Genomic DNA, 25,728 nt, shown 5'->3' with positions numbered 1-25,728 from the left:
GTCTGATCTGTCACCTATGTATCCGGTCATACAGAAGCGCCACCGGGCAAAACAAAGTACGTGCTATCGCTCGTCGCGACGCCCGCCTACGGCCGCCCACCAGCGACGAATATGCACCGTCACCTCTTCGCGGTCGTGATACAGCTGACGCGCCTGGATCTCCACGTTAATCCCGTGCTCGTCCAGTTGCTCCTGAATGTAGGCCAGGTTCTGCGACACCTCCTCATAGCGCTTTTTCATCGGCAGCTTGAGGTTGAAAATGGTCTCGCGACACCAGCCGTTCACCAGCCAGGAGGCCATCAGCGCGGCCACTTTCGCCGGTTTCTCAACCATGTCGCACACCATCCATGAGATGTTGTTGCGGTTCGGGCGATAGCGGAAACCGTCTTCACGCAGCCAGGTGACCTGTCCGGTGTCCATCAGGCTTTGCGCCATTGGGCCGTTATCAACGGACGATACCCACATGTTGCGTTTCACCAGCTGATAGGTCCAGCCGCCCGGGCACGCGCCAAGGTCGACGGCGTACATGCCGTTTGCCAGACGCTCATCCCACTCATCCGCCGGGATAAAGACGTGGAACGCCTCTTCCAGCTTCAGCGTAGAACGGCTTGGCGCATCGGCCGGGAAGCGCAAACGCGGAATGCCCATAAAGAAAGGAGAGTTGTTGGTGGTGTACGAGTAGCCCGTATAGCAGCAGCCCGGTGCAATAAAGAAGATATGCACCACCGGACGCTTCGGCGTTTCGTAGTTCGTCAGCACGCCCGCATCACGCAGCGCCGCGCGCAGCGGAACGGTGAACTTACGGCAGAACTTCATCAGCTCTTTACTTTCGTTGGTATCCGCCACTTCAACGCGCAGATCGCCGCCCTTCTCCACCACGCCCTGCAGCATGCCCACGATTGGCGTGATGCGGTCTTCCGGGGGAAGGTCTTTGAGCAGCTCACCCGCGACAAACATCTGGCGCGCAAAAATCAGCGAGCTGAACGGCAGCTCGCGCGCCAGCTTATCCGCATCTTCAGGCTGATAGCATTCGAATACCACATAGCCCGCGTTTTCTTTTACGCGGGCGAAGCCGAAGATTTCGCGCTTCGCCGCTTTATCGGTAATTTCCGCGGCGCACTCTTTCTCAAACCCCGGGCGACAATATAAAACAACCTTATTCATGAACAACGCCCTTGCGTTTCAGACGGATAGCTCCGATAAACATTAATACCCAACCCGCCAGGAAGCTGACGCCACCGACAGGTGTAACAAACGCCCACAGGCGTAAATGCGAAAGTGCCAGACAGTAAAGGCTGCCGCTGAAAAGCACCGTACCCAGCGCCAGAAAGACGCTGCTCCAGTAAAACCAGATGCTGATACGGCGCTGCATCGCCACCGCCAGCCCAAAGATTGCCAGCGTATGGAACGCCTGATATTCAAGGCCGGTCTGGATCCAGCCCATCTCTACAGCGCCCAACGACTTGCTTAAGACATGTGCGCCAAAGGCGCCCAGTGCAACAAAAATAAAGCCACTCACCGCGGCAAAAATCAGCATGAATCGGCTGGTCATGTTTAAGTCCTGAATTGATGCGTGCCCGGCACACAAACGTTATTGTTCATACCTGAAGCGGAATTTTTCTTGCTCGCTTGCCGCTTTCGCCAGTATCCACTGCCGGAAGGCGGCTATTTTACCCAGTTCTGCCTGACTGTCATGACAAACCAGATAAAACGCATTCTTGCTGACCAGTACATCATTAAAAGGGCAGACCAGGCGACCTGCCTCTATTTCGGACTGCGCCATGACGTTGTTCGCCAACGCCACGCCCTGCCCGTGAATGGCAGCCTGTAACACCATCGCACTGTGGCTAAAGATGGGTCCCTGCTGCACGTTTATATGTGTAAGACCTAATTGACGGGTATAAGTTTGCCAGTCGCGTCGAGAGGCATCATGCAAAAGCGTATGCTGCGCCAGGTCAGCGGGAGACTTCAGCGCTTTGTCGCCCGTTAACAGCAGAGGGGAACAGACCGGCAGGAGATATTCTGCGTATAATTTCTCAACACGCAAGCCCGGCCAGTTACCGCGCCCATAAAAAATCGCGACGTCCACGTCATCGGCCAGCTTGTCTTCCTGACGATCCACGGCCTGGATTCGAACGTCTATCCCCGGATAAGCTGAGTTAAAGCTTGAGAGTCTTGGCACCAGCCACTGAATGGCAAAACTGGGCAATAAACTGACAGTCAGAGCACCTTTTGCACTGCGGGCCTGTAGCTTACGCGTGGCTTCAGTAAGCTGCGAAAAAATCTCTTTAATATCCTGAAAATAGCTCTGCCCCTCTTCGGTCAACAGCAACGAGCGGTTGCGTCGACGAAACAGCTTAAGGCCCAGAAAATCCTCCAGAGACTTGATTTGGTGACTTACTGCGGCCTGTGTCACAAAAAGCTCATCGGCTGCGCGGGTGAAGCTCAGGTGACGTGCTGCTGCATCAAAAACACGTAATGCGTTGAGGGGGGGCAATCGCTTTGACATGGTTATATGGCTTAGATGTTAAAGGAATTTAACAAATAGGAAACAACGTTTAACCTATTAGTTTTTTTTATCTGAGCCATTATAATTTGTCCGTTGAGGAACTACCAGCAAATACCTATAGTGGCGGCACTTCCTGAGCCGGAACGAAGAGCTTTTTTCGGAATGCGTGTTCTGAAGGGCTTTTGGCTTACGGTTGTGATGTTGTGTTGTTGTGTTTGCAATTGGTCTGCGATTCAGACCACGGTAGCAACGCTACCAATTTTTCACTTCCTGTACATTTACCCTGTCTGTCCATAGTGATTAATGTAGCACCGCCAACTTGCGGTGCTTTTTTTTCGCCTGCGATCGGTTAATGCTCGATCTCTTTCATCTCTTTCACGTCCGTGCGGTTGATCTGCTGCTTGTTCCCGTTAGCATCTTTGTACGAAATCATCCCGGTATCGTTATCGGTTGTCGGTTTCCCTTCCGAAACGATGGAACGACCATCGTTGGTGTGCATCACGTAGTTGTTACCGGAACAGGCGCTCAGGGCAAAAGTAAACGCACAGGCAGAGATGATTGCAGCTGTCTTATTCATGATTATTCTCCTTTAGCAATTAATGCTATTCAAACCTCGATTTATAACAGGCTAAAACATCCGCCTAACACTATTTAGCATAACCTGCTTTTTTGGGGGCATGAGGATAAGCAGACAATTCTGATAGATATCAACCTCCTTGCCCTGCCGCGGAAATTGCGCGACGATCGTGATATTGAAATGAGGAATCCCATGAACGCTTTCAGTCCTGCGCAGTTCCGCGCACAGTTTCCGGCGCTGGCCGATGCCGGTATTTATCTGGACAGTGCCGCCACCGCCCTTAAGCCACAGGCGGTCATTGACGCCACGCAGCAATTTTACAGCCTGAGCGCCGGGAACGTGCATCGCAGCCAGTTTGCCGAGGCGCAGCGATTAACCGCGCGCTACGAAGCCGCACGCGATCGCGTGGCGCACCTGATCAATGCCGAAAGCGGGAAAAATATCGTCTGGACGCGCGGCACCACCGAGGCCATCAATATGGTGGCCCAGTGCTACGCGCGCCCGCTGCTTCAGCCGGGCGATGAGATCGTCGTCAGCGAGGCGGAACATCACGCCAACCTGGTGCCGTGGCTGATGGTGGCCGAACAAACGGGTGCACGCGTGGTGAAGCTTCCGCTGGGCGCAGACCTTCTGCCCGATGTGGCCCGTCTCCCCGAGTTGATTACCCCCCGTAGCCGCATTCTGGCGCTCGGACAGATGTCTAACGTCACCGGTGGTTGCCCGGACCTGGCTCAGGCGATTCGCATCGCGCATGCCAACGGGATGGTGGTGATGGTCGACGGTGCGCAGGGCGTGGTGCATTTCCCCGCCGACGTGCAGGCGCTGGATATCGACTTCTATGCCTTCTCAGGACATAAGCTCTACGGGCCAACCGGTATTGGGGTGTTGTACGGCAAGCCGGAATTGCTGGCAAAAATGACCCCGTGGCTCGGGGGCGGCAAGATGATCGCTGAAGTGACTTTTGACGGTTTCAAAACGCAGGATGTGCCTTACCGCCTGGAAGCCGGTACGCCGAACGTGGCCGGCGTGATTGGCCTAAGCGCGGCGCTGGAGTGGCTGGCAGAAACAGACAGTGTTCAGGCTGAAAGCTGGAGCCGGGGGCTGGCGACGCTGACAGAGGAAGAACTGAAAAAGCGCCCGGGTTTCCGCTCGTTCCGCGTTCAGGATTCAAGCCTGCTCGCCTTTGATTTTGTGGGCGTGCATCACAGCGACATGGTGACGCTGCTGGCGGGGTATGGCATCGCCCTGCGCGCCGGGCAGCACTGCGCGCAGCCGCTACTGTCGGCGCTCGGCGTGAGCGGCACGCTGCGCGCCTCGTTCGCGCCTTATAACACACAAAGCGATGTTGACGCGCTGGTTGCCGCCGTCGACCGCGCGCTTGAAATACTGGTGGATTAATGACTCACGCTGCTTTAGCCGGACATCCGTTTGGCACCGTCATCACTGAAGAGACGTTAAAACAGACCTTTGCCCCGCTTTCACAGTGGGAAGATAAATATCGCCAGCTGATTCTTCTCGGTAAGCAGTTACCGACCCTCTCTGACGATCTCAAGGCGCAGGCGAAAGAGATTGCAGGCTGTGAAAATCGCGTCTGGCTGGGCGTGAGCGTTTCCGGTGAGAAGCTGCACTTCTTCGGCGACAGCGAAGGCCGCATCGTCCGGGGCCTGTTGGCCGTATTGTTGACGGCAGTGGAAGGGAAAAGCGCGGCGGAACTGCTGGCGCATTCGCCGCTGGCGTTATTTGATGAGCTGGGGCTGCGCGCGCAGCTTAGCGCCTCGCGCGGTCAGGGGTTGATCGCGCTCAACGAGGCGGTACTGGACGCCGCTCGTCAGGCTCAGGCCTGACGTTCCGCCTTCGCCATCATCTTCTTCAGGGCGTGAGACACCGCCACAAAGCCGAAGGAAGCGGTCACCATGGTGGCCGCGCCAAAGCCTGAGGCGCAATCCATTCTTTTTGGCCCTTCCGCCGTGCTTTTCATCGCACACACGGAACCATCGGCCTGCGGGTAGACCAGCGCTTCGGTCGAGAACACGCAGTCTACGCCCAGCTTGCCCTTGCTGTTCTTCACCACGTTGAAGTCGCTCTTCAGGCGTTCACGCAGCTTGGCGGCCAGTGGATCCTGAATGGTTTTCGCCAGATCGGCCACCTGAATCTGCGTAGGGTCGATTTGCCCGCCCGCGCCGCCGGTCGTCACCAGGGGAACCTTGTAACGACGACAGTAGGCGATCAGCGCCGCTTTTGGACGCACGCTGTCGATGGCGTCAATCACATAGCTGTAGCCTTTGCTCATGTATTCGCCGACGTTATCTGCCGTCACAAAATCATCAATCACCGTGACCCGACATTCCGGGTTAATCAGGCGGATACGTTCCGCCATGACCTCCGATTTTGCCAGGCCGACGCTATCACGCAGGGCGTGAATTTGACGGTTGGTGTTGGTGACGCACACGTCATCCATATCAATCAGCGTGATTGCGCCAATACCGGTTCTCGCCAGCGCTTCTGCGGCCCACGACCCCACACCACCAATGCCCACGACGCAGACGTGCGCATCCGCAAACAGCTGCAGGGCTTTTTCACCATAGAGACGTGCCGTGCCGCCAAAACGCTGGCGCCAGGCATCGCTGATTACCACAGACATAACACCTCAGATGTAAAAAGGGTGAGGTTCTCCTCACCCTGAACAGTAATCCGTATTGCGCTCAGAATACCACAATCAGCCGCTGAATACGTTTCCGGCACCCGGTGCCGCCTTAAGCACCCACACGCGTCCGTAGTGGTTATACCAGCCTGCGCGGTGGCCTGCATCCGGGCCAATGCCCTGATAGATATCGAAGTGCTGCCCTTTGATCGCGCCGCCAACGTCCAGCGCCACCATCAGACGCAGCTCATACTGGCCGTTGAACTTGCCGTTGTTGTCCAGCAACGGGACCTCAGCCAGCAGCGTGGTGCCCGCAGGAATAATCGAACGATCCGATGCCACCGACGCACGGCCAATCAGCGGTACCGCGCTCGCCCCTTTCACCGGCGCGAAGTTTTGCGGTTTAAAGAAGACGAACGACGGGTTCTGCTCCAGCAGCTCACGCACCTCGGCTTCGCTGTGCTTTTCGCCCCACTCGCGGATCGCCTGCATCGACATGTCTTCTTTCTTCACTTCGCCGCGGTCGATCAGCACCTTGCCAATACTGCGATAGGCGTGGCCGTTTTTACCGGAATAGCTGAAGAAGTTAAGCGGCGAGCCGTCGCCAAAATCAATATAGCCGCTGCCCTGAACGTCCATGATGAAGTTGTCCATCAGGGAGTTGCTGTAAGCAAGAACGTAGTTTTCGCTCAGCGCACCGGCGTAGATCTCAGCGCGCGACGGCAGACGGCCGCGTTTTGGCGGCATGCGGTAGATAGGGTACTGGAACTCGCCCTGACGCGTGTGTCGTGCCTGAATAACCGGGGTGTAATAGCCGGTGAACTGGACGTTGCCGTAGTTATCGGCCCCTTCCATCTGCCAGGCGTCGATACCAAACTGGCGCATGTTGCGCGTATCGCCGCCCGCGCGCAGCCAGTCCTGCACCGCGCTATAAACGTTGTTCTGTGCGCTGTACAGACGCGGTGACGCGTTGCGGATCTGGTAGACCTGCTCGGAGAAATCACCGGCATTGATCGGTGCGCCGACCGCATCAGGCTGATTAACTAAAGAGAAAGGCTGGGATAACTTCCCGTCTTTATACTGTTGACCGCGATCGGTCGGTTTGGAAGAACAGGCCGCAAGAATCGCTACCATTGCGCCCGCCATCAGATACTTCGCCCAACGTCCTTTCATTCTGTCTCGTCTTTTAGTTGCCCATTTCCGCGTGATGAAGATAACAAACCGCCAGGGCTAATGAAATGCGATCGCATGCCCTTTGGCAAATTTTGCGCAAAAAATAGTCCAAACCGCGCCATGTCGTTCAATTTGCATACAAAATCATGATAAATGTGAAAAAGGGGTTGCATCACAAGTCTATCCGAGTATAGTGCGCATCCACGGACGCGGGGTGGAGCAGCCTGGTAGCTCGTCGGGCTCATAACCCGAAGGTCGTCGGTTCAAATCCGGCCCCCGCAACCAATCAAATTTGAAGAAGTAAGTTTCTGCGAGAGTAGAAAGACGGACGCGGGGTGGAGCAGCCTGGTAGCTCGTCGGGCTCATAACCCGAAGGTCGTCGGTTCAAATCCGGCCCCCGCAACCAACACTTCTAAAACAATAAACACCCTTAAGGGTGTTTTTTTGTATCTGTCGTTTGTGAATTTGCCGGGCATAAACCCGGCCAATAGATCTACCCGCGCCGCGCCAGCGTCGCCCCGTCAGAGAAATACGCCCGTATCCCTGCCAGTATCGACTCCGCCACTTCCTGCTGGAATTTTGCCGTCTTGAGCTTACGCTCCTCTTCCACGTTACTGATAAACGCGGTTTCAACCAGGATGGACGGGATATCCGGCGCCTTGAGTACCGCAAATCCGGCCTGTTCAACGCTGTTCTTGTGCAGCTTATTGATGTTGCCCAGCTTGCCCAGCACCGCTTTACCAAACTTCAGGCTGTCGTTAATGGTCAGCGACTGCACCATATCGAACATGGTGTGGTCAACGTAGCGGTCGCCGCTTTTGCTCACGCCACCGATCAGGTCCGAGGCGTTCTGGGTGTCCGCCAGGTATCTTGCTGCGGTACTGGTCGCGCCTTTGGTTGAGAGCGCAAACACCGACGAGCCGCTTGGCTGACGGCTGGTAAACGCATCCGCATGGATCGAGACGAACAAATCTGCGCGCTGCTTCTGTGCTTTCGCCACCCTGACCTTCAGCGGAATAAAGACGTCTTCATTACGCGTCATATAGGCGCGCATGTTGCCTTCTTTATCAATCAGCGCCTTCAGACGACGGGCAATTTGCAGAACCACGTCTTTTTCACGCGTGCGGTATTTCCCCACCGCACCGGAGTCTTCGCCGCCGTGGCCTGGATCAAGCATGATCACAATCGGACGATCGCGCCCTGCTTTCCCCGGCTGCGGACCGCTTTGCGCCGGCGGAACCTGACGTTGCAGATCGCCTTTGTTGTAATCTTCCAGCAGGGCAAGAAGCGGATCCTGAATATCCGTCGCATTGGCCGGATAGAGATCCATGACCAGGCGCTCTTTGAACGTGGCGACAGGCGCCAGGGCAAACAGCTGCGGCTTCACGTTCTGCTTCAGTTCAAACACCATGCGCACGGTTTGCGGATCGAACTGCCCGACGCGCGCCGATTTAATAAACGGATCGTCGCCGCGGATCTGCGCCGCCATCCCTTTCAGCACGGAGTTGAGGTTAACGCCTTCGAGATCCACCACCACACGTTCCGGGTTGCTGAGGGCAAATTGCTTATATTTCAGCACGCGATTGGATTCGACCGTCACGCGCGTATAGGTCGACGATGGCCAGACGCGCACCGCCACGACCTGACTGGTGGCGGCAAGACCGACCTGACTGACGCTAAGCAACCACATTGCCCCGGCCCCTTTTAACAAACGGCGGCGGCTTATTGCTGAATTGGATCCCGACATGCTTCTCCCGAGCAAGAACACTGACTGATATACAAAATGTCCAGATTGACCGAAAACTTTAACGAATGACGCATAAACTGTCATCTATAAAAGGGTAAACAATCATACGCTAACGCACGGATTACTTATCATTTTCTGTGGGTCGCGGAAAATTTGCGCTTGCACATGCGGCCACAATCGAATAAAAATACAGAAATTACGAATAAACATTCATTAAGGGTTGTGCCATGGTGAAGGAACGTAGAACCGAACTGGTCCAGGGATTCCGCCATTCTGTTCCCTATATCAACGCCCATCGGGGAAAAACGTTTGTCATCATGCTTGGCGGCGAAGCCATTGAGCATGAAAATTTTTCCAGCATCGTCAATGACATTGGCCTGCTGCACAGCCTGGGGATCCGCCTGGTGGTGGTCTATGGCGCGCGCCCGCAGATCGACGCTAACCTGGCCGCTCACCACCACGAGCCGATTTACCACAAGCATACCCGCGTCACGGATGCCAAAACCCTTGAGCTGGTGAAGCAGGCGGCAGGTCTGCTGCAGCTGGATATCACCGCTCGCCTGTCCATGAGCCTGAACAACACGCCGCTGCAGGGCGCGCATATCAACGTCGTGAGCGGCAACTTCATCATTGCCCAGCCGCTCGGCGTGGACGATGGCGTGGATTACTGCCACAGCGGCCGCATTCGTCGTATTGATGAAGAAGCCATTCACCGCCAGCTGGACAGCGGCGCCATCGTGCTGATGGGCCCGGTCGCCGTTTCCGTGACCGGCGAAAGCTTTAACCTGACCTCAGAAGAGATCGCCACGCAGCTGGCGATCAAGCTGAAGGCGGAAAAAATGATTGGGTTCTGCTCCTCCCAGGGCGTCGTGAATGATGAAGGAACGATCGTGCCGGAACTCTTCCCGAATGAAGCCCAGGCCCGCGTGGAGGCGCTGGAAGCCGAAGGCGATTACCACTCCGGCACGGTCCGCTTCCTGCGTGGCGCCGTGAAGGCCTGCCGCAGCGGCGTGCGCCGTAGCCACCTGATCAGCTATCAGGAAGACGGCGCCCTGCTGCAGGAGCTGTTCTCCCGCGACGGTATTGGTACGCAGATTGTCATGGAGAGTGCGGAGCAGATCCGCCGCGCCACCATTAACGACATCGGCGGCATTCTGGAGCTGATCCGCCCGCTGGAACAGCAGGGCATTCTGGTGCGTCGTTCACGCGAGCAGCTGGAGATGGAGATCGACAAATTCACCATTATTCAGCGCGATAACCTGACGATTGCCTGCGCCGCGCTCTATCCGTTCCCGGAAGAGAAGATCGGTGAAATGGCCTGCGTGGCGGTGCATCCTGATTACCGCAGCTCTTCACGCGGTGAAATGCTGCTTGAGCGCGTGGCGGCACAGGCGCGCCAGATGGGGCTGAGCAAGCTGTTCGTCCTGACGACGCGCAGCATTCACTGGTTCCAGGAGCGCGGGTTCACGCCGGTGGATATCGATTCTCTGCCGGAAACGAAGAAAGAGATGTACAACTATCAGCGCCGTTCAAAAGTGCTGATGGCGGACCTGGGATGATACGACGCCCTCACCGTGCGGCGAGGGCGTTCGTTCAGAGGGACTCAAATATCGCGCCCAGCCCGCTCCGGCGTTCCGTGCGGGTGGCAATCGCCTGCACCAGCACGCGTTCATCGGTATACAGCGACAGGCGCTGACGCGCGCGCGTAATGGCGGTATAGATCAGCTCGCGGGTAATGACGGGGGAAAGCTGCGTGGGCAGGATCAGCGCCGCGTGGTTAAACTCGGAGCCCTGGGACTTATGCACCGTCATCGCCCAGGCGGTTTCATGCTCGGGCAAACGGCTGGGCTGGAAAGACTTCACGCTCCCGTCCGGCATCTGGAACCAGACGCGCAGCCCCTGGCCGCAGTCGAGCGCAATCCCGATATCCCCGTTAAACAACCCCAGCGCGCTGTCGTTGCGGGAAATCATCACCGGCCGCCCTTCATACCAGCGCGAGTGCGGGGTACGGTTAATTTTACGCTTTTGCACCAGCAGCTGTTCCAGCCTGTCGTTCAGGCCCCGGACACCAAAGGGGCCTTCCCTCAGCGCACAAAGCAGCTGATATTCACCAAATGCGGCAATGACCTGCTCCGGCGAACGCTGCTGTTGTACGCCCGTCAGAAAGTGCTGATACCCCTGCAGGGCATCATCCAGCATCGCCTGATACTCTTCCCCGGTCTGCAGCGATTTTTTCTCAATATCCGTAAAGGTGCCGTCAAACACCGCAGTGGTTGTGCGCCGGTCGCCCCGGTTCACGGCCGCCGCAAGCTGGCCGATACCGGAATCGCTGCCGAAGCGGTAGCTTTTCTGCAGCAGACACAGGCTGTCGCGCAGCGCTCCTGCAAGCGAATGGTTTTCAGAGGTGAGCGAGCATCCGGTGAGACGGGCTAGCTCCTGAGCGCGTTCTGCGGTATATCCCAGGCTGGCATAGGTGCAGATATCGCCCAGTACGGCCCCTGCCTCCACGGAGGCAAGCTGGTCGCGATCGCCCAGGAAAATAACGCGCGCGTGCGGCGGTAGGGCATCAATCAAACGCGACATCATCGTCAGGTCAATCATCGACGCCTCATCCACCACCAGCACATCCAGGTGCAGGGGATTACCGGCATGGTAGCGCAAACGCTGGCTGCCGGGCTGAGCGCCAAGCAAACGGTGTAGCGTGCTGGCTTCGTTGGGGAAAAGCGCCAGCTGCTCCCCGGTAAGCGGCAGCTTTTGCAGCGCGCCGCCTAACGATTCCGTCAGACGCGCCGCCGCTTTACCGGTGGGGGCCGCCAGGCGAATACGGCACTTTTGCTCACCCGAGAGCTGAATCAGCGCGGCAAGCAGTTTTGCCACGGTGGTCGTTTTCCCGGTGCCCGGTCCGCCTGAAATCACCGAGATCCGACGCGTTAAGGCCACGGCTGCCGCCACTTTCTGCCAGTCTGTCGCCTCGTCAGAGGAAAACAGCGCATCCAGCGTTTGCCGGAGCTGCGTTTCATCGCAGGGAAGCGGGGCGTTGGTCTCGCTGAAGAAGCGCGCCACCGTCAGTTCGTTACGCCACAGCCGGTTAAGATACAAACGCTCGCCGACCAGAATCATTGGCGTCCCGGTATCGGCTCCGCTCACGGCAGGCGAACCGCGTAGTATCGCCTGCCAGTCCAGTGCGTCACCCAGCAGCGCGAAACACGCCTGTAAAGCCGGCGGCATTTTCTCATCCACCGCCAGACGCGACAGCGGCAGGCATACGTGCCCTTCCCCCGCATCTTTGCTCAGAATCGCGGCGGCAAGCATGACGGCTGGCTCCTCGCCTGCCACCATCATGGCAAACTGCACGTCCAGGTGGCGCAGTAATCGTTGTTCAACCGCGTCCAGCAGTAGCGCCTGCATCGTCATGCCATCTCCTCCGTGCCTGCGGCAAACAGGTTATCCATTTTTTCAATCAGTTCCACAGCCGGACGCGTGCTAAAGACGCCGGAGTGCGGGTCGTTGGCATCCACGCCGCGCAGGAACAGGTAAATCACGCCGCCAAAATGCGCGTCGTAACGGTAATCGGCAATACGATGGCGCAGGTAACGGTGCAGCGCCAGGGTATAAAGCTGGTACTGCAGATCGTAGCGATGCAGTTGCATAGCCGACGCCATCGCCTGTTGGGTATAGGCTGTGCTGTCTTCGCCCAGCCAGTTCGATTTGTAATCCAGTAGGTAGTAGCGCCCGTCGTGGCGGAAAACAAGGTCGATAAAGCCTTTTAGCATTCCCTGCACCTGGCGGAAGTTCAGCGGCGGGCACCCGGCGGACAGCGGATCGTACTCGCGGATCAGCGCATCAAGCGCCTCGGCCCTGAGCGGGCTGGCGATGGGGAGGTAAAACTCCATCTCCACCTGCTTATCTTTGGTGGTCAACTGGCTAAGCGAGATCCCCTGTGCGGTGAGCGGGGCGTGCAGAACCGCGCGGATCCATTCAGTAAGAACCGGCTGCCATTGCGCGTCGTAACCACCGCTCTGTAGCATCTTCAGCACCCACGCTTCGGAAACCGGCTGGGTAAAATCCAGCTCTTCAAACAGGCTGTGTAAAAACGTGCCCGGCGAGGCGCCGCGCGGGAACTGGTGCGGCGTCAGCACCGGCTCAGCGGGTACGCTACCGGCGCCTGCGGCATCCACGTCCAGTTTTGGCATCAGATCCTGCGCAATACTCTGCCCGTGCTGCTGTAAGCCGGAGTAGCTGGTCACGCGCCAGTCGTCCGCAATAGTGCGTATCACCCGACGGGCATGGAGATCTGACTCGTGCGGCTCCGGCATGTGCCAGCGGCTGTTGTCGGGCAGCGATGGAATATGCAGGGCAACATGCTCAGAGCAAAGGGATTCGATGCACTGGCGCAGGCCCGCCGCGTCTTTGGGTTCACCCTGCTGAATAAGCCGCCCCAGCGCGCTCAGATGAAAATCGCTCTCTCCGCTCTTTTCGCCACGGCGACGCAACAGCGGCGCAACGCCCAGGCTGCAGTGCCATACCGAGCGGGTCAGCGCCACGTAGAGCAGGCGCAAATCTTCCGCCAGACGTTCGGCCTCTGCCAGCTCAACGCTGGACTCCGCGTTGCTGAGATCGAGCACCGCCTCAAAAGACTCGCGATCGTGGTAAAAAGCCTGATCCTGCACGCGGTAATTGGCGATAAACGGCAGCCAGACCAGCGGATATTCCAGGCCTTTCGACTTGTGGATGGTGACGATCTGCACCAGATGTTTATCACTCTCGAGGCGCATCTGCTGGCTGGATGAATTGGTGTTCGGATCGGCAATCTGCTGCGCCAGCCAGCGCACCAGGGCGTGCTCGCTCTCCAGCTGCGTACCCGCTTCCTGCAAGAGTTCGCTGATGTGTAAAATATCGGTCAAACGCCGCTCGCCACCTGCGGTAGCCAGCATATTCTCGGCAATGTGGCGCTGAGCCATGAGCTCGCGCACCATCGCCATCACCCCGCGCTTCTGCCATCTTTCCCGGTAGTGGACAAACTCTTCCACCACCGCATCCCACGCGGCTTCGTCATTGTTGAGCGCATCAATATCGCGCGCGTTCAGTCCGAGCATCGCGCTGGCTAATGCGCTGCGCAATGTACTTTCCCGCTCCGGGGCCAGCACGGCCTGCAGCAGCCATAACATCTCCTGCGCCTCCAGCGTTTCAAAGACGCTGTCACGGTTCGAGAGGTAGACGGAGGGGATATTCAGTAACGTCAGGGCGTCGCGGATGAATGCGGCCTCCTGACGGCTGCGCACCAGCACCGTAATATCCGATGCCTTTACCGGGGTGGGGTTATCCCCCTTCCACAGCAGCGCCTCGCCTCGCGCTCCCGCACTGAGCCAGTCACGGATTTGCGCAGCACAGTGCTGGGCCATGGCATTTTGATAGTCGGCAACGCCGCAGCCTTCCCCATCCAGCAGCCAGAAGTTCATGGCAGGCTGCGTCACGCCGTTAAACTCGAAGCGCAACGAGGCATTTTTCGGGGCAAATTTTACCGGCTGAAACGGGATCTCACGGAACATAAACGCCGTATCCATGCGGCTAAACAGCGCGTTGACGCTTTCCACCATGCCGGGGGAGGAGCGCCAGTTGGTATCGAGCGTGTAGTGCGCGGCAACCTCGCTGCGGGCCTTCATATAGGTGAAAATATCCGCACCGCGGAAGGCGTAGATGGCCTGTTTCGGATCGCCGATTAACAGCAGCGCGGTGTCGGGCTGCTGGCGCCAGATACGGCGGAAAATGCGGTACTGCTGAGGGTCGGTGTCCTGGAATTCGTCTATCATCGCCACCGGGAAGCGGGTGCGAATCGCGGCGGCAAGCGCTTCGCCATTTTCACTGCACAGCGCCGCATCCAGGCGGCTCAGCATATCGTCGAACCCCAGCTCGCCACGGCGGCGCTTTTCGCGCGCCACGGCTTCACGAATTTCCGTCATGGCGCGAGCGATCATCAGATCGTTGAGCGTAAGGGGCTCCGCCAGCAGGGTTTCAATCGCCACAAACAGGGGATGCTCAGGCACAATGCCGTCGGCTTTTGTCCGCTCAGCCAGAAAACGTTGGGAGAATTTCTCCAGCGCGTCCGGGAGCTGGTAGCCCCGCGTCTCTTCCTGCGCCCAGGCGCTGACCTTGTCGATCCATTTTCCCTGATTGCCACGGTTGAACTTGCGACGGTCAATCCCGGAATTTTCGATAATGGCGTCAATCTCGCCGACTGACTCCATCCACTTTTGCTTGATGTCTGCAATTTTCGCGATGATTTTTTCATGCCGCGAGGCCAGGGTTTCATCTGCCGGCGGCGGGGATTTGATGACCGGCGCTTCCCCCTGTAGATAACGATCGATCGCGCGCAGCAGCGCCTCCGGGCCTTTCCAGAGCGCGTGTACCGCTTCGGCAATATCGCGCTGTAAGGGGTAGCAGTGGCGACGCCAGAAATCCGCGCAGGCCTGATAGCGAAGCACGGACTCATCTTCAATGAGCTGCTGTTCGAACAGCATACCGGACTCGAACGCGTTCAGGCTCAGCATGCGCTGGCAAAAACCGTGAATGGTAAAGACGGACGCTTCGTCCATCTGCCGTTCAGCGAGCAGCAGCCACTGGGCTGCCTGCTGCTTATCGGCAATCTCTTCCAGAAGGCTGGCGTAGAGGGGGTTATCCGTGCTCTGACGCAGACAGGCGATGCGCAGCTCGTGGATATTGGTACGAATACGGCCCCGCAGCTCTGCGGTAGCGGCCTCGGTGAAGGTGACCACCAGCAGCTCTTCCACGCTCAAAGGACGTGGAAAAGCGGCGTTGCCGCCAAGGCCTAACAGCAGGCGGAGATAGAGGGCGGCAATGGTGAAGGTTTTTCCCGTTCCCGCTGAGGCTTCAATCAATCGTTCACCCTGCAGAGGTAAACGTAAGGGATCAAGGGACTCAGCGGTATCGGTCATTCTTTCTTACTCCAGGGCATAGATTGCTGCAGCGCGCTGACGCTCTTCCAGACTTTCCAGCCTTTCGGGTTCACGTACTCCGTTTTCCCGTTCTGGCTACCGGAAACCTGAGACAGGATGGTGATTCCCTGCGGCTTAATGACCGCCTGATGGAAGAAGTCGGCAACCTTCTGCGGCGTCAGCTGTTTTATCTCGGCCACTACTTTATCACGCGAATCAAATTTCAGATTACCGCGATCGAAATCTTTGCTCAGCTGCGAGGCTTCTTCACCCAGCGTCTGCGGCGGCTGCATCACCTGCGCGATGACGGCCTGCTGGATCTGGGCAAACTCTTCCGGCTTCATGGCACGCAGTTTTGCTTCCACCTGCGGGAAGAAGGCCTGGTAACGCTGCCAGAGATACGCCGGTTGTTTATCGCTGCTTTGCAGCAGGAAACCCAGCCCCCACTGACGACCGACGTTCATGGAGAAGGCAAACACCGCGTAGCCAAGCTGCTCCTCTGTGCGTAACTGGTTATAGAACCACGGCTGAATAATCTGTCCCAGCACGGCGCTCTGCGCTGAACTGGCGAATTCATCGTAGCCCGTTGGCACAAAGACCGCGGCCAGCGCGGAATCCGTGCTGTTGCCCGCCTTTTCAAAAATCACATTCTGTTTTTTCTCAACCAGCACGTCCTGGTTGCGGCACCACTCGTCGCCTTTAGAGCCGAGCTGAGTGCGAACATTCTGCGCCAGGGTTTTGGCCTGCTCCTCACTCATGTTGCCAACGATCAGGAACTCCGGACGCGTGTTGGTTTTCAGCGCGTCGCGGTACGCGAGCACGTCTTTTAAGGAGATGGAAGGCAGCAGCGCGCGGCGATCCTCACGCTGGAAATAAGGAACCTGCGACAGCATTTGCGCCGGCATAAGCGCCAGATCGTAAGCCTTGCCCTTCTCGGCAGAATCCATCATCTGGGCATACCAGGATTTAGCCTGCTCAAGCTGCTCTTCCGTCGGCGTGTAGCTGAAGTAGCCCTCCAGCAGGGCCTGGAACAGCTGAGGCAAGCGCTGGGTATAGCCGTTTGCATTAAGCATCAAACCGTTATTGGCGTTGGTGGAGAAGCTGATCCCGCCCACGGCGGCCTGGTTGCTGAGCTGATCGAGCGCGATACCGGCGAGATAGTCATTGAGCGCGAACATCACCTGATTTTTGGCGCTGTTCATGGCTTTCGGGTTACGCAGCACCACGCTGACATCGGCCTTTGGCTCGCTGGCGAAATAGCGGCTTGGGGTGTACACGACGCGCAGCGTGGGCTCATCAATGATGAGTTCCGGATGCGGGTAATCTTTCGTCGTTTTGATCAGCGAGAAGTCATCCGGAATATAGGGGTTCAGCTCCGGCAGCTTCAACGCAATCTCACCGGCCTTCTTCTGCCAGTCGGCGAAGGTCTGGGCGCTGATTTTATCCACCTGATAAGGGGCATCGACAAAGTACGCCGTCTTGTTATGCGGTTCGTTCGGGCTGATGTACCAGATGCGGGCATTCTCCGGCGTCATCATCGCCAGGCGGTCTTTTAACGCCCCGGCATCATACCGGTCGGCAATATTCACCGCGTCGAGGGTATGTTCCACCGGCACGCGGATCATGGTGTCCGCCAGCCACTCCACATAATCCATGTCGCGGGTGATGGACGGGTAGCGGAAATCGAGATCCAGCACGTGCGCGAGTTCATCAAAATAGCGCTTATCGACGCCTTTCTCACGCAGTAAGGAGAGGTAGCTAAAGATAGCCGCTACGACTTCATCACGGTTGGCCTGTCCTTTGTCAGTCAGGGTGGCGGAGATCGCCAGCACGCCGCTATTGCCGTTCACAACCGGATCGGAGTCGGCGCGAATGCCTTCCGCCAGCCCCTGCTTTTGCAGCCAGTCAGACAGCGTACCCGGGCTACGATTACCAATCAGATAGGTGACCAGCTCATCGGTTTTACTGCGAAACTGTGCCGTGTTGTTATCAATGCGGAATTCCACGCGCAGCACTTTGCGCGGCATGGCAGGAACGTAGTGGATCACGATGCCTTTTTGCGCGTCCGTGACCACCGGAACGGTTATTTGCGGCAGGTCGATATTTTTATTCGGCACCCGGCCAAAGGTTTTGGCCGCCACGGCTGCCAGCTCCGGCAACGGTTTATTGCTGTAGATGACCGCTTTCATCAGGTTGGCGGAGTAGTATTTATCGCGAAACGCGTGCAGGGCATCCAGCACCGGGCTGTTCGGTTTGTCGCTCAAGGTTTCCAGATTACCGCCGGAGAAGCGCGAACCCGGGTGCGCAGGGTTGATGGTTTCGGCGCTGACCTGCGCCATGCGCATACCGTCTCGCGTGCGGGCCATGGTCAGCTCGGCATTCACCGCATTGCGTTCACGATCGGCGTATTTTTTATCCAGCAACGGCGCGGCGATGGAATCGGCAAGGCGATCGACAGCCCCTTCCAGCGCATCATTTTCGACTTCGAGATAAAAGGCCGTGCGGTACGGTGCCGTACTGGCATTGTGGCTGCCGCCATGCATCTTCAGAAATTCGGACAGGCTATCTGGCTGCGGGTATTTTTTTGACCCCATCAGCGTCATATGTTCCAGATAGTGTGCAAGCCCAGGATGAGCGTCAGGATCTTCCAGCGACCCAACCGGCACCACTAATGCCGACAGGGATTTCACCGCCTGCGGGTCGGAAACCAGCAGCACGGTCATCCCGTTATCAAGGCGAATAGCCTGATATTGACGGGTATCTTTTTCGCTCTTACGGATAGTTTCCTGAACGGGTTGCCAACCGGAGTCTGCGTGAGTGACGGGCGCCCAAAGGGCAATAAACAAAACAAACGCTTTAAACAAGGTGCTGCCTGGCATTACGACCTCTTTATCACGGCTACATCATTAACAAACTGCGTGCTGGACACGCCAACATCTCTTTCTTTGGGTACATCAGTCCGTGATAAGAAGTGCATCATAAATGAACACCTTTATCTGCGCAATTTTTATACAGCGCTCAGGACTGATTAAATCTAAACAACGGCAACAGGTAGCGCTGCGCCTCTTCCGTGATAGCCTCAAAGTACTCTGGCTCAAGCGCTCGCCACAAACGCTGATACCAGACATCCTCACCTTCACCCCGCACCATCATGTTTCCTTCATAGGCCTGCATAAACTTACTGCGCGCTTTCGGGAGCGAAGCCTCATCCGTTAACATCGCATCATTCTGCGCGTCATAACAGGCTTTTATCCAGGCGCCGCCACTTTCCGGTAGTAACAGGAGCGGTTTGTTCATTCCCTGACGGTAGCCTTCAATGTACAAAGACAGATAACCTAACGCCTGCTCGGCTTCCATCGGCGGGAAGCGCCATTCGCCCTCTTTGCGCACGAAAATGCGGCTTTCGCCTTTATGCCCACCCGCACTGTAGACAAGATGTTCCAGCCAGAGTTGCAATCCTTGCGAAACGCTTAGCATTGAGGGCCGCCAGCGCAGCAGCCCATCCGGCTGTACCTGGGTTAACCAGCCCGTGAGCTGTACCCCGTTACAGTTGAGATCAATTTCAATACTTTTCCCGGGCTGTCGGCACGCTCTTACGCGCTCTGCCAGAGCGGTCATCTCCTGGCACTGCGCCTCCCAGACGATCTCCCCGAACGCTCCGTAGGGCAGCTGACCCGCAGCACGGTAGCGACGGTAAAGTTTGTCCGCATCTTCCTCTTCAACCAGCGCATTCAGCAGCTGCAGGTTTAACTGGTAGCGCTCCAGACCTTCCAGCGTAAACGGTTCTGCATCAGGAATTTCACTCTCTTCAGAGCGGAAGTTGACCTGCAGTCGCTGCTGGAAGAAGGCGCGCACCGGATGTGCCCAAAACCGCTGAAGCTGCTCGAAGGTCAGGGTGTCGATGGGGCGCGGGTCAAGTTCCTGAATGAAATCAGTATGCGCATTCCCCTCTTTTTTCGCCGCCGGTAACCACTCATGGGCATAGCTCTGGCGCTCGCCGGCAATATAGTTCACCGGGTCAAACGGCATGCGGCTGTGGAAACAGGTGATATGGGCTTTCACCCTCTGCTCGCTTTCATCACAGTTGCGCTCTTCATCTCCCGGCAGGTAGTGGCTCTGGCCGATATAGTCCACCAGCTCCTGCACCAGTACGGAGGGGAAACGCTCGCTGTTGTCCTGAATGGAACGGCCGATATAGCTGATATAGAGCTTGCTCTGCGCGGAAATGAGCGCTTCCAGGAAAAGGTAGCGGTCATCATCCCGGCGGCTACGATCGCCCCGTTTTGGGTTTGCGCTCATCAAGTCGAACCCCAGCGGCGGCAGCGCGCGCGGATACACACCGTCGTTCATGCCAAGCAGGCAGACCACCCTGAACGGGATAGAACGCATGGGCATCAGGGTGCAGATATTGACAGGCCCCGCCAGGAAACGCTGGCTGATTCGCTCCTGGTCAAGCCGCTGCGTCAGCTCATCACGCAACAGCGACAGCGGGATGGCCTCGTGGTAGTGGGAATTCACGCCTTCGTCGATGATGGCCTGCCACTGGGTTTCAATGAGCGCCATCGCCGCTTCGGTGTCATTGTCCGGCAGGAAGAAATCATTGAGTAACGCCCTGCAGACCGGGAGCCATTCTTCAAGTGGACGCGGCTGCAACAGCGCATATCGCCAGCGATTAAGCTGCATTAATAGCGATGCTAAATGCCCCACCAGTTCAGCAATTAACCCGCTGGACTCATCGTAAGGCAGCACCTCATTCCACTCGCCCTGGCTGCTTTCCATGGCGTAGCCCAACAGCATACGCGTCAGGCCAAATCGCCAGGTGTGCTGTCCGGTTGCGGGAAGCTCGAACTCCTGAACGTTATCGTCATCGATCCCCCAGCGCACGCCAGACTCGTTAACCCACTGACGAAGGTAGCGCAGACCCTCTTCATTAATGTTGAAGCGTGCGGCCAGCACGGGAACATCCAGCAACGCCAGGACATCTTCGGAGATAAATCGGCTATCCGGCAGTGAAAGCAGAGTGATAAACGCCTGCAATACCGGATGCGACTGGCGGGCACGACGGTCAGATATCGCGTAAGGCAGGTACCGTTCCCCCGTCGCGCTGCCAAAGACGGCCTGAATAAAGGGACTGTAGGTGTCAATATCCGCCACCATCACCACGATATCGCGTGGCGTCAGATCGGGATCCTCCTGCAGCATCGCCAGCAGCTGGTCGTGAAGCACTTCGACCTCACGCTGCGGGCTGTGGCAAACGTGGATCGTGACGCTGCGATCGTCAGGATCCAGTTTTCGCTTATTGTCGCTGCGTTCGAACTCGTTCGCCGTCACGCCCATGACGGCGCGGTTTTCCAGATCCAGAATATCTAACTGAATATTATGCAGCAGGCAGTCCGGGGCGATCTCAACAAAGGCATCCACATCACCTTCACCTGAGGAAGTGATGTCTGAAAGCATGTGAATGTAGTCACGCCCCAGCTTCCCCCACGAGGCAAGCAGCGGATTGGGCAGGTTCTGGATACCGTCTTCATCGAAAAGCTGCCCGGCCGTCGAGCCGTCTTTAAACAGCGGGATGGATCGTTCTTCAAAAAGGCGCTTTCTTTGGCGAGTTACCAGCCGTGCAAGCCAGCGTTCGTCGAGAATATCCCCCCAATACTGTCGGCAGGGGTTGGTAAACAAAATATGAATATCGATATGTTTACCCAGCGCATTCAGCGCCTTCAGATAGACAGGGGGTAATGCAGATATCCCGCAGATAAAAACGCGTGACGGCAGTCGGGCCGGGCGTTCCGACCCATTTTCAAGTATCGAGATAAACCGATCGTAGAGATTGGCACGGTGCCACTTAGGCTGGCCCAGCCTCTCGGTATGCTCCACCAGCGCTTTCCACAGCGGGGCCTGCCATATTTGCGCCTCCGGCAGGCCTTCAACCAACTCGCCCGCTTCCCAACGAATTAACCAGTCAGAACGGTAAACAAGGTATTGGTCGTAGAGATCGGCAGTGCGCGACGCCAGCTGGAACAGCTTGCGCTTGTCGGTATCGTCATTGAGGTAGTGGCGCAGCATGGCAAATTCATCGTGCTGCAGCATTTCCGGCAGCAGCGCCATCAGCTTCCAGCTCATGGCCTGCTTGTTGAAGGCGCTCTGCTCCGGGATATCCGGCAAAACGCGGACAAACATCTCCCAGATGAAGCTCGCAGGCAGCGGGAAATCAATATTCGCGGCAATACCAAATTTGCGAGAAAGCGACATTTGCAGCCACTGCGCCATACCGGTGCTCTGCACCAGCACCATTTCAGGCTCAAAAGGATCGTCAAGCCGCTCGCGCTCAACGATAAACTCCATCAGTGCTTCCAGCACATCCAGACGATTTGAGTGGTAGACCCTTAACATAGACGCTCCCGACTACTGGCTAACCGGGCAATGCAGACGCGTTAACTCACCGCGCCGACCCAGAGGAGAAATAAGTGTAACCGTGATGCTGACACATCCTGCGAGCGTTGTCTGCCCCCGACTGGCCTGCCAGCCTGCCGGGAGAACATTTGTTGAGAGCTGAGACTGGTTCCAGGCATGGTGCCAGAGCTGGCGATACTGATTAAACACGATAAACCGCGCCGCCAGCGCCCGGTGGTACCCGGACAGTGCCGTCACGACCACCACCAGCAGCACCATCGCCAGCAGGACCTCAACCATGCTAAACCCTTTTTCTCTGCTCACGGCAGCTGACATAACGCGCGCTCCTTAAGGGGACAAAAATCGCTCCAGCCGTGAGGCGAAAAGCGAATTTTCCCGCCGACGATCTCTCCCGTGCGCCAGAGCAGCAGGTCGCTGTCACCGGCTATCAGCAGTACCCGCGCCTCGCTCAGCTGCCGCAAACACACCCGCCATGCCGATGTCGTTTTGCACTGGACTGGTGGCGCTGACGCCCAGCGCTGAACGCGTCCCCATTCAAGCGCGGACTGCACCGTCGCCTGTTGCTGAAGCGAGCGGCTCTCCCCGCCGACGAGCATAGTGAACGTTGTGAGCTGCTGATTGAGGCCCGTCAGGATCAGGGTACCGAGCACCAGTAAAAGCAGGACCAGCGCCAGCGAAGACATCCCGCGTTGACGGCTCACAGGTTATACCCCGTGACCGTATACAACGCCTGCCAGGGTTCCCCTTTTTCATCTTTACGCCTCGCGGCCAGTTCGATATTCAGCTCTGGCGCAAAACCGGCATGTTCGACTCTCCTCACCACAAAGTGTGCTATCGCAAGCCTGTCCGGGTCCGTGAGCTTTTCCCACCCTTTTCCTTCACACGACGTCGCGCCACGCAGGGTTTCCAGCGCCCCCGATTCCAGACGAAAACCGGTGCTGTCATTTTCTGACGCGCTGCTATCCCAGTCGCCGTTACTGTTGGCATCCCACCGCGCAATGATGCAGCGCCCCTGCCTGCCGATCGTCAGCGCCTGTCCCTGGCAATTTCCCGCGCAGTACCCTGCACGCTGAAGCTGTTTGCCGAGGGCGAACAGGCGTTGCCAGACCTCTTCTTCCAGCTCTCGCTGGGCAGATTGCAGTGATACCGCCCGCTGCAATCCGGGCAAAAAGCGCGATGCGCTTATCAATAACAGGCTGCTGATGGCCGTAGCAATCAGCACTTCGGTAAGCGAAAAGCCGCCCTGTCTCATCGACATTGTCCTCCCTCGGAGACCTTACACATCCTGATGCGCCCTCCGTCTGAAACGATAATCAGCCAGTCTCCGGCACGACTTTGAACGCGTATCCGCCCTGCCCATGCCGTATCCCGTAATCCATAGAACCCCAGCGACGGCGTGACCTCGCCGATCGCGACCTCAGGCCAGAGGGGGAGCAGCACAAAGGGACTGTCCTTCTCACAGCCCTGCACGGCAGAGCTCACCAGACAGTCCCTGTCGCCAACCCGCTGACGGGTGATTTGATGGTCGCGGTTGTGGCGGTTGGCATGGTTGCGCAGAAACAGCAGGTAATCTCGCACCTGACTGGCGGTTTGCCACAGCCGCTGATGCCGTTGCCAGCTGTCCCAGCCGTACAGACCTGAAGCGCTGAGGATAACGACAAGCGAAACAGCGACCAGCGTTTCGATAAGCGTAAAACCGTTCTCTTTTTTCATACCGGGAGTGTGGCGAAGCGCCGTGAACATGACGAGCATCGGATTATCGTTTTACGAGGCGTCATCCGCAGAATTGGGAGGGTTGCAGCGCGTTGCACGCTTTCTGGATAGCGCTTCGGGAAACGGGAGAAAGGCGAAAAAAAACCGGCGCTAAACAGCACCGGTTGTGTCAGGCTTTACCGCATCAGATAGCGACAGGCGCTTTGATGCCCGGATGGGGGTCGTAGCCCTCAATCTCGAAATCTTCAAAGCGGTAATCGAAGATGGATGCCGGTTTGCGTTTGATAATCAGCTTCGGCAGCGCACGCGGTTCGCGGGTTAGCTGGAGATGCGTCTGTTCCATATGGTTGCTGTAGAGATGGGTATCCCCACCGGTCCAGACGAAATCACCCACTTCCAGGTAGCACTGCTGCGCCATCATGTGAACTAACAGCGCATAGCTGGCAATGTTAAACGGCAGGCCGAGGAACACGTCACAGGAGCGCTGGTAGAGCTGGCAGGAGAGCTTGCCGTCAGCGACATAGAACTGGAAGAACGCGTGGCACGGCGCCAGCGCCATTTTATCCAGCTCGCCGACGTTCCAGGCGGAAACGATGATGCGGCGCGAGTCTGGATCGTTTTTCAGCTGGTTCATCACGGTGGTGATCTGGTCAATATGGCGGCCATCAGGCGTGGGCCATGCGCGCCACTGCTTGCCGTAAACGGGGCCCAGGTTGCCGTTCTCGTCTGCCCATTCGTCCCAGATGGAGACGTTATTTTCGTGCAGATACGCAACGTTAGTATCGCCTTGCAGGAACCAGAGCAGTTCATGAATGATCGAGCGCAGGTGGCAGCGCTTTGTCGTCACCAGCGGGAAGCCTTCTTGCAGGTTGAAGCGCATCTGGTGGCCAAAAATGGAGAGCGTACCGGTACCGGTGCGGTCATTTTTCGGCGTGCCCTCATCGAGCACTTTTTTCATCAATTCAAGATACTGTTTCATGGTTCCTCAGGAAAGTTGTTGCTGTGGACGACGACGATACGCCCAAATCATCATAATGGCACCCGCGACGATCATCGGAATGGAGAGGATCTGCCCCATGCTGATGTACTGTACCCACTCGCCGGTAAACTGGGCGTCAGGCTGGCGGAAGAATTCGACGATGATGCGGAACGCGCCATAGCCAATCAGGAACAGCCCGGAAACAGCCCCCATCGGACGTGGCTTGCGGATAAACAGGTTGAGGATGATAAACAGCACCACGCCTTCCAGCGCCAGCTCGTACAGCTGGGACATATGGCGCGGCAGCACGCCGTAGGTATCGAAAATGGACTGCCACTCAGGGTGCAACGGCAACAGCGCCATGTCTTCCGCGCGCGACCCCGGGAACAGCATGGTAAAGGAAACGCTCGGGTCGACACGCCCCCACAGCTCACCGTTGATGAAGTTGCCCAGACGGCCTGCCCCGAGACCAAACGGGATCAGCGGTGCGATAAAATCGGAAACCTGGAAGAAGTTGCGTTTGGTGCGTTTGGCAAAAATCACCATCACCAGAATCACCCCAATCAGGCCGCCGTGGAAGGACATGCCGCCGTCCCAGACGCGGAACAGATAGAGAGGGTCATTCAGGAATACCGGGAAGTTATAGAACAGCACATACCCAATACGGCCACCGAGGAATACGCCGAGGAAGCCCGCATAGAGCAGGTTTTCAACTTCGTTTTTAGTCCAGCCGCTGCCAGGACGGCTGGCGCGACGGCCAGCGAGCCACATGGCAAAAATGAAGCCCACCAGGTACATCAGACCGTACCAGTGAAGCGAAACAGGTCCTACTGAGAAAATGACCGGATCAAATTCCGGAAAATGCAGATAACCACTGTTCATCTGTCACCACAAGATGTTGTTATTCCGCTGAAAGTGGACAGCGGTAGAAATGCGATTCTGCCGTAAGCAGAGGCTCCAAAGTTGCGAATCATAGCACAAGGCGGGCGCGGAGGATGCGCCCGAGATGTAAAAGATGTGTA

At 57.2% G+C, this 25,728-nt stretch carries 20 protein-coding genes and 2 tRNA genes; 5 read left to right on the top strand and 17 right to left on the bottom strand.

Going from position 1 to position 25,728, the window contains the following annotated elements:
• Nucleotides 1–63 precede the first annotated feature (63 nt).
• The 4 genes from rlmM to HMPREF3143_RS12975 form a co-directional block, all read right to left on the bottom strand.
• Nucleotides 64–1,164 (bottom strand): 23S rRNA (cytidine(2498)-2'-O)-methyltransferase RlmM, encoded by a 1,101-nt coding sequence (gene rlmM / locus HMPREF3143_RS12990; RefSeq protein WP_021241891.1) that lies wholly within the window; start codon nt 1,162–1,164, stop codon nt 64–66.
• Nucleotides 1,157–1,552, bottom strand: a complete 396-nt coding sequence (locus HMPREF3143_RS12985; protein ID WP_008499646.1) for a DUF423 domain-containing protein — start codon at nt 1,550–1,552, stop codon at nt 1,157–1,159. The genes rlmM and HMPREF3143_RS12985 overlap by 8 nt, the downstream gene beginning before the upstream one ends.
• Nucleotides 1,553–1,591: 39 nt before the next feature.
• A complete protein-coding gene (gene gcvA / locus HMPREF3143_RS12980) occupies nt 1,592–2,509 on the bottom strand; it encodes a glycine cleavage system transcriptional regulator GcvA (RefSeq protein ID WP_008499647.1) in 918 nt (305 codons plus the stop codon).
• Nucleotides 2,510–2,858: 349 nt separating this feature from the next.
• Nucleotides 2,859–3,086, bottom strand: a complete 228-nt coding sequence (locus HMPREF3143_RS12975) for a YgdI/YgdR family lipoprotein (protein ID WP_008499648.1) — start codon at nt 3,084–3,086, stop codon at nt 2,859–2,861.
• 192 nt (nt 3,087–3,278) lie between these two features.
• On the opposite strand from HMPREF3143_RS12975, the gene csdA reads away from it, so the two are divergent.
• Together csdA and csdE are read left to right on the top strand one after the other, a co-directional pair.
• Nucleotides 3,279–4,484: a cysteine desulfurase CsdA gene (gene csdA / locus HMPREF3143_RS12970; RefSeq protein WP_070533312.1), complete on the top strand. Its 1,206-nt coding sequence runs from the start codon at nt 3,279–3,281 to the stop codon at nt 4,482–4,484.
• Nucleotides 4,484–4,930, top strand: coding sequence for a cysteine desulfurase sulfur acceptor subunit CsdE (gene csdE, locus HMPREF3143_RS12965; protein WP_008499650.1), 447 nt, complete (start codon nt 4,484–4,486; stop codon nt 4,928–4,930). Before csdA ends, csdE begins: the two co-directional genes overlap by 1 nt.
• Here csdE and tcdA read toward each other — a convergent pair.
• Together tcdA and mltA are read right to left on the bottom strand one after the other, a co-directional pair.
• Nucleotides 4,921–5,727 carry a tRNA cyclic N6-threonylcarbamoyladenosine(37) synthase TcdA gene (gene tcdA / locus HMPREF3143_RS12960; RefSeq protein ID WP_070533310.1) on the bottom strand — a complete coding sequence of 269 codons (807 nt, stop codon included), beginning with the start codon at nt 5,725–5,727 and terminating at the stop codon, nt 4,921–4,923. The genes csdE and tcdA overlap by 10 nt on opposite strands.
• A gap of 75 nt (nt 5,728–5,802) precedes the next feature.
• Nucleotides 5,803–6,900, bottom strand: coding sequence for a murein transglycosylase A (gene mltA / locus HMPREF3143_RS12955; RefSeq protein WP_021241890.1), 1,098 nt, complete (start codon nt 6,898–6,900; stop codon nt 5,803–5,805).
• A 208-nt stretch (nt 6,901–7,108) separates the two neighbouring features.
• Between mltA and HMPREF3143_RS12950 the strand changes: the two genes are divergently transcribed.
• Both HMPREF3143_RS12950 and HMPREF3143_RS12945 read left to right on the top strand, forming a co-directional pair.
• Nucleotides 7,109–7,185: transfer RNA gene (locus HMPREF3143_RS12950), tRNA-Met, on the top strand.
• A gap of 44 nt (nt 7,186–7,229) precedes the next feature.
• Nucleotides 7,230–7,306 (top strand) — tRNA-Met (locus HMPREF3143_RS12945).
• Between the two features lie 87 nt (nt 7,307–7,393).
• Here the strand turns inward: HMPREF3143_RS12945 and amiC are convergent.
• Nucleotides 7,394–8,647 carry an N-acetylmuramoyl-L-alanine amidase AmiC gene (gene amiC, locus HMPREF3143_RS12940; RefSeq protein WP_021242006.1) on the bottom strand — a complete coding sequence of 418 codons (1,254 nt, stop codon included), beginning with the start codon at nt 8,645–8,647 and terminating at the stop codon, nt 7,394–7,396.
• 227 nt (nt 8,648–8,874) lie between these two features.
• Here amiC and argA point away from each other — a divergent pair, with 227 nt between their 5' ends.
• A complete protein-coding gene (gene argA / locus HMPREF3143_RS12935; protein WP_008499655.1) occupies nt 8,875–10,206 on the top strand; it encodes an amino-acid N-acetyltransferase in 1,332 nt (443 codons plus the stop codon).
• A 34-nt stretch (nt 10,207–10,240) separates the two neighbouring features.
• On the opposite strand, the gene recD is transcribed toward argA, so the two are convergent.
• From recD to lgt, 10 genes are all read right to left on the bottom strand, one after another.
• Nucleotides 10,241–12,061: an exodeoxyribonuclease V subunit alpha gene (gene recD / locus HMPREF3143_RS12930; protein WP_023325996.1), complete on the bottom strand. Its 1,821-nt coding sequence runs from the start codon at nt 12,059–12,061 to the stop codon at nt 10,241–10,243.
• The gene (gene recB, locus HMPREF3143_RS12925) at nt 12,058–15,600 is read right to left on the bottom strand and encodes an exodeoxyribonuclease V subunit beta (RefSeq protein ID WP_070533308.1); all 3,543 of its coding nucleotides are present in this window, start codon (nt 15,598–15,600) and stop codon (nt 12,058–12,060) included. Before recB ends, recD begins: the two co-directional genes overlap by 4 nt.
• Nucleotides 15,597–18,479: a pitrilysin gene (gene ptrA, locus HMPREF3143_RS12920; RefSeq protein ID WP_070533305.1), complete on the bottom strand. Its 2,883-nt coding sequence runs from the start codon at nt 18,477–18,479 to the stop codon at nt 15,597–15,599. Before ptrA ends, recB begins: the two co-directional genes overlap by 4 nt.
• Nucleotides 18,480–18,618: 139 nt before the next feature.
• Nucleotides 18,619–21,993 (bottom strand): exodeoxyribonuclease V subunit gamma, encoded by a 3,375-nt coding sequence (recC, locus tag HMPREF3143_RS12915; protein WP_070533303.1) that lies wholly within the window; start codon nt 21,991–21,993, stop codon nt 18,619–18,621.
• Nucleotides 21,994–22,005: 12 nt separating this feature from the next.
• Nucleotides 22,006–22,329: a prepilin-type N-terminal cleavage/methylation domain-containing protein gene (locus HMPREF3143_RS12910; protein ID WP_070533300.1), complete on the bottom strand. Its 324-nt coding sequence runs from the start codon at nt 22,327–22,329 to the stop codon at nt 22,006–22,008.
• Nucleotides 22,314–22,715: a DUF2509 family protein gene (locus HMPREF3143_RS12905; RefSeq protein WP_070533298.1), complete on the bottom strand. Its 402-nt coding sequence runs from the start codon at nt 22,713–22,715 to the stop codon at nt 22,314–22,316. Before HMPREF3143_RS12905 ends, HMPREF3143_RS12910 begins: the two co-directional genes overlap by 16 nt.
• Nucleotides 22,712–23,272, bottom strand: a complete 561-nt coding sequence (locus tag HMPREF3143_RS12900; RefSeq protein WP_070533296.1) for a prepilin peptidase-dependent protein — start codon at nt 23,270–23,272, stop codon at nt 22,712–22,714. Before HMPREF3143_RS12900 ends, HMPREF3143_RS12905 begins: the two co-directional genes overlap by 4 nt.
• Complete coding sequence (locus HMPREF3143_RS12895) at nt 23,263–23,727, bottom strand: prepilin peptidase-dependent protein (protein WP_025912413.1); 465 nt, start codon at nt 23,725–23,727, stop codon at nt 23,263–23,265. Before HMPREF3143_RS12895 ends, HMPREF3143_RS12900 begins: the two co-directional genes overlap by 10 nt.
• A 184-nt stretch (nt 23,728–23,911) precedes the next feature.
• Nucleotides 23,912–24,706, bottom strand: coding sequence for a thymidylate synthase (thyA, locus tag HMPREF3143_RS12890; RefSeq protein ID WP_070533295.1), 795 nt, complete (start codon nt 24,704–24,706; stop codon nt 23,912–23,914).
• 6 nt (nt 24,707–24,712) lie between these two features.
• Nucleotides 24,713–25,588 (bottom strand): prolipoprotein diacylglyceryl transferase, encoded by an 876-nt coding sequence (gene lgt / locus HMPREF3143_RS12885; RefSeq protein ID WP_070533293.1) that lies wholly within the window; start codon nt 25,586–25,588, stop codon nt 24,713–24,715.
• Nucleotides 25,589–25,728: the final 140 nt, after the last annotated feature.

This window comes from Enterobacter sp. HMSC16D10, assembly GCF_001807145.1.
Classification (GTDB): domain Bacteria; phylum Pseudomonadota; class Gammaproteobacteria; order Enterobacterales; family Enterobacteriaceae; genus Enterobacter; species Enterobacter roggenkampii.
This window is presented reverse-complemented; position numbering and strand designations above follow the sequence as displayed.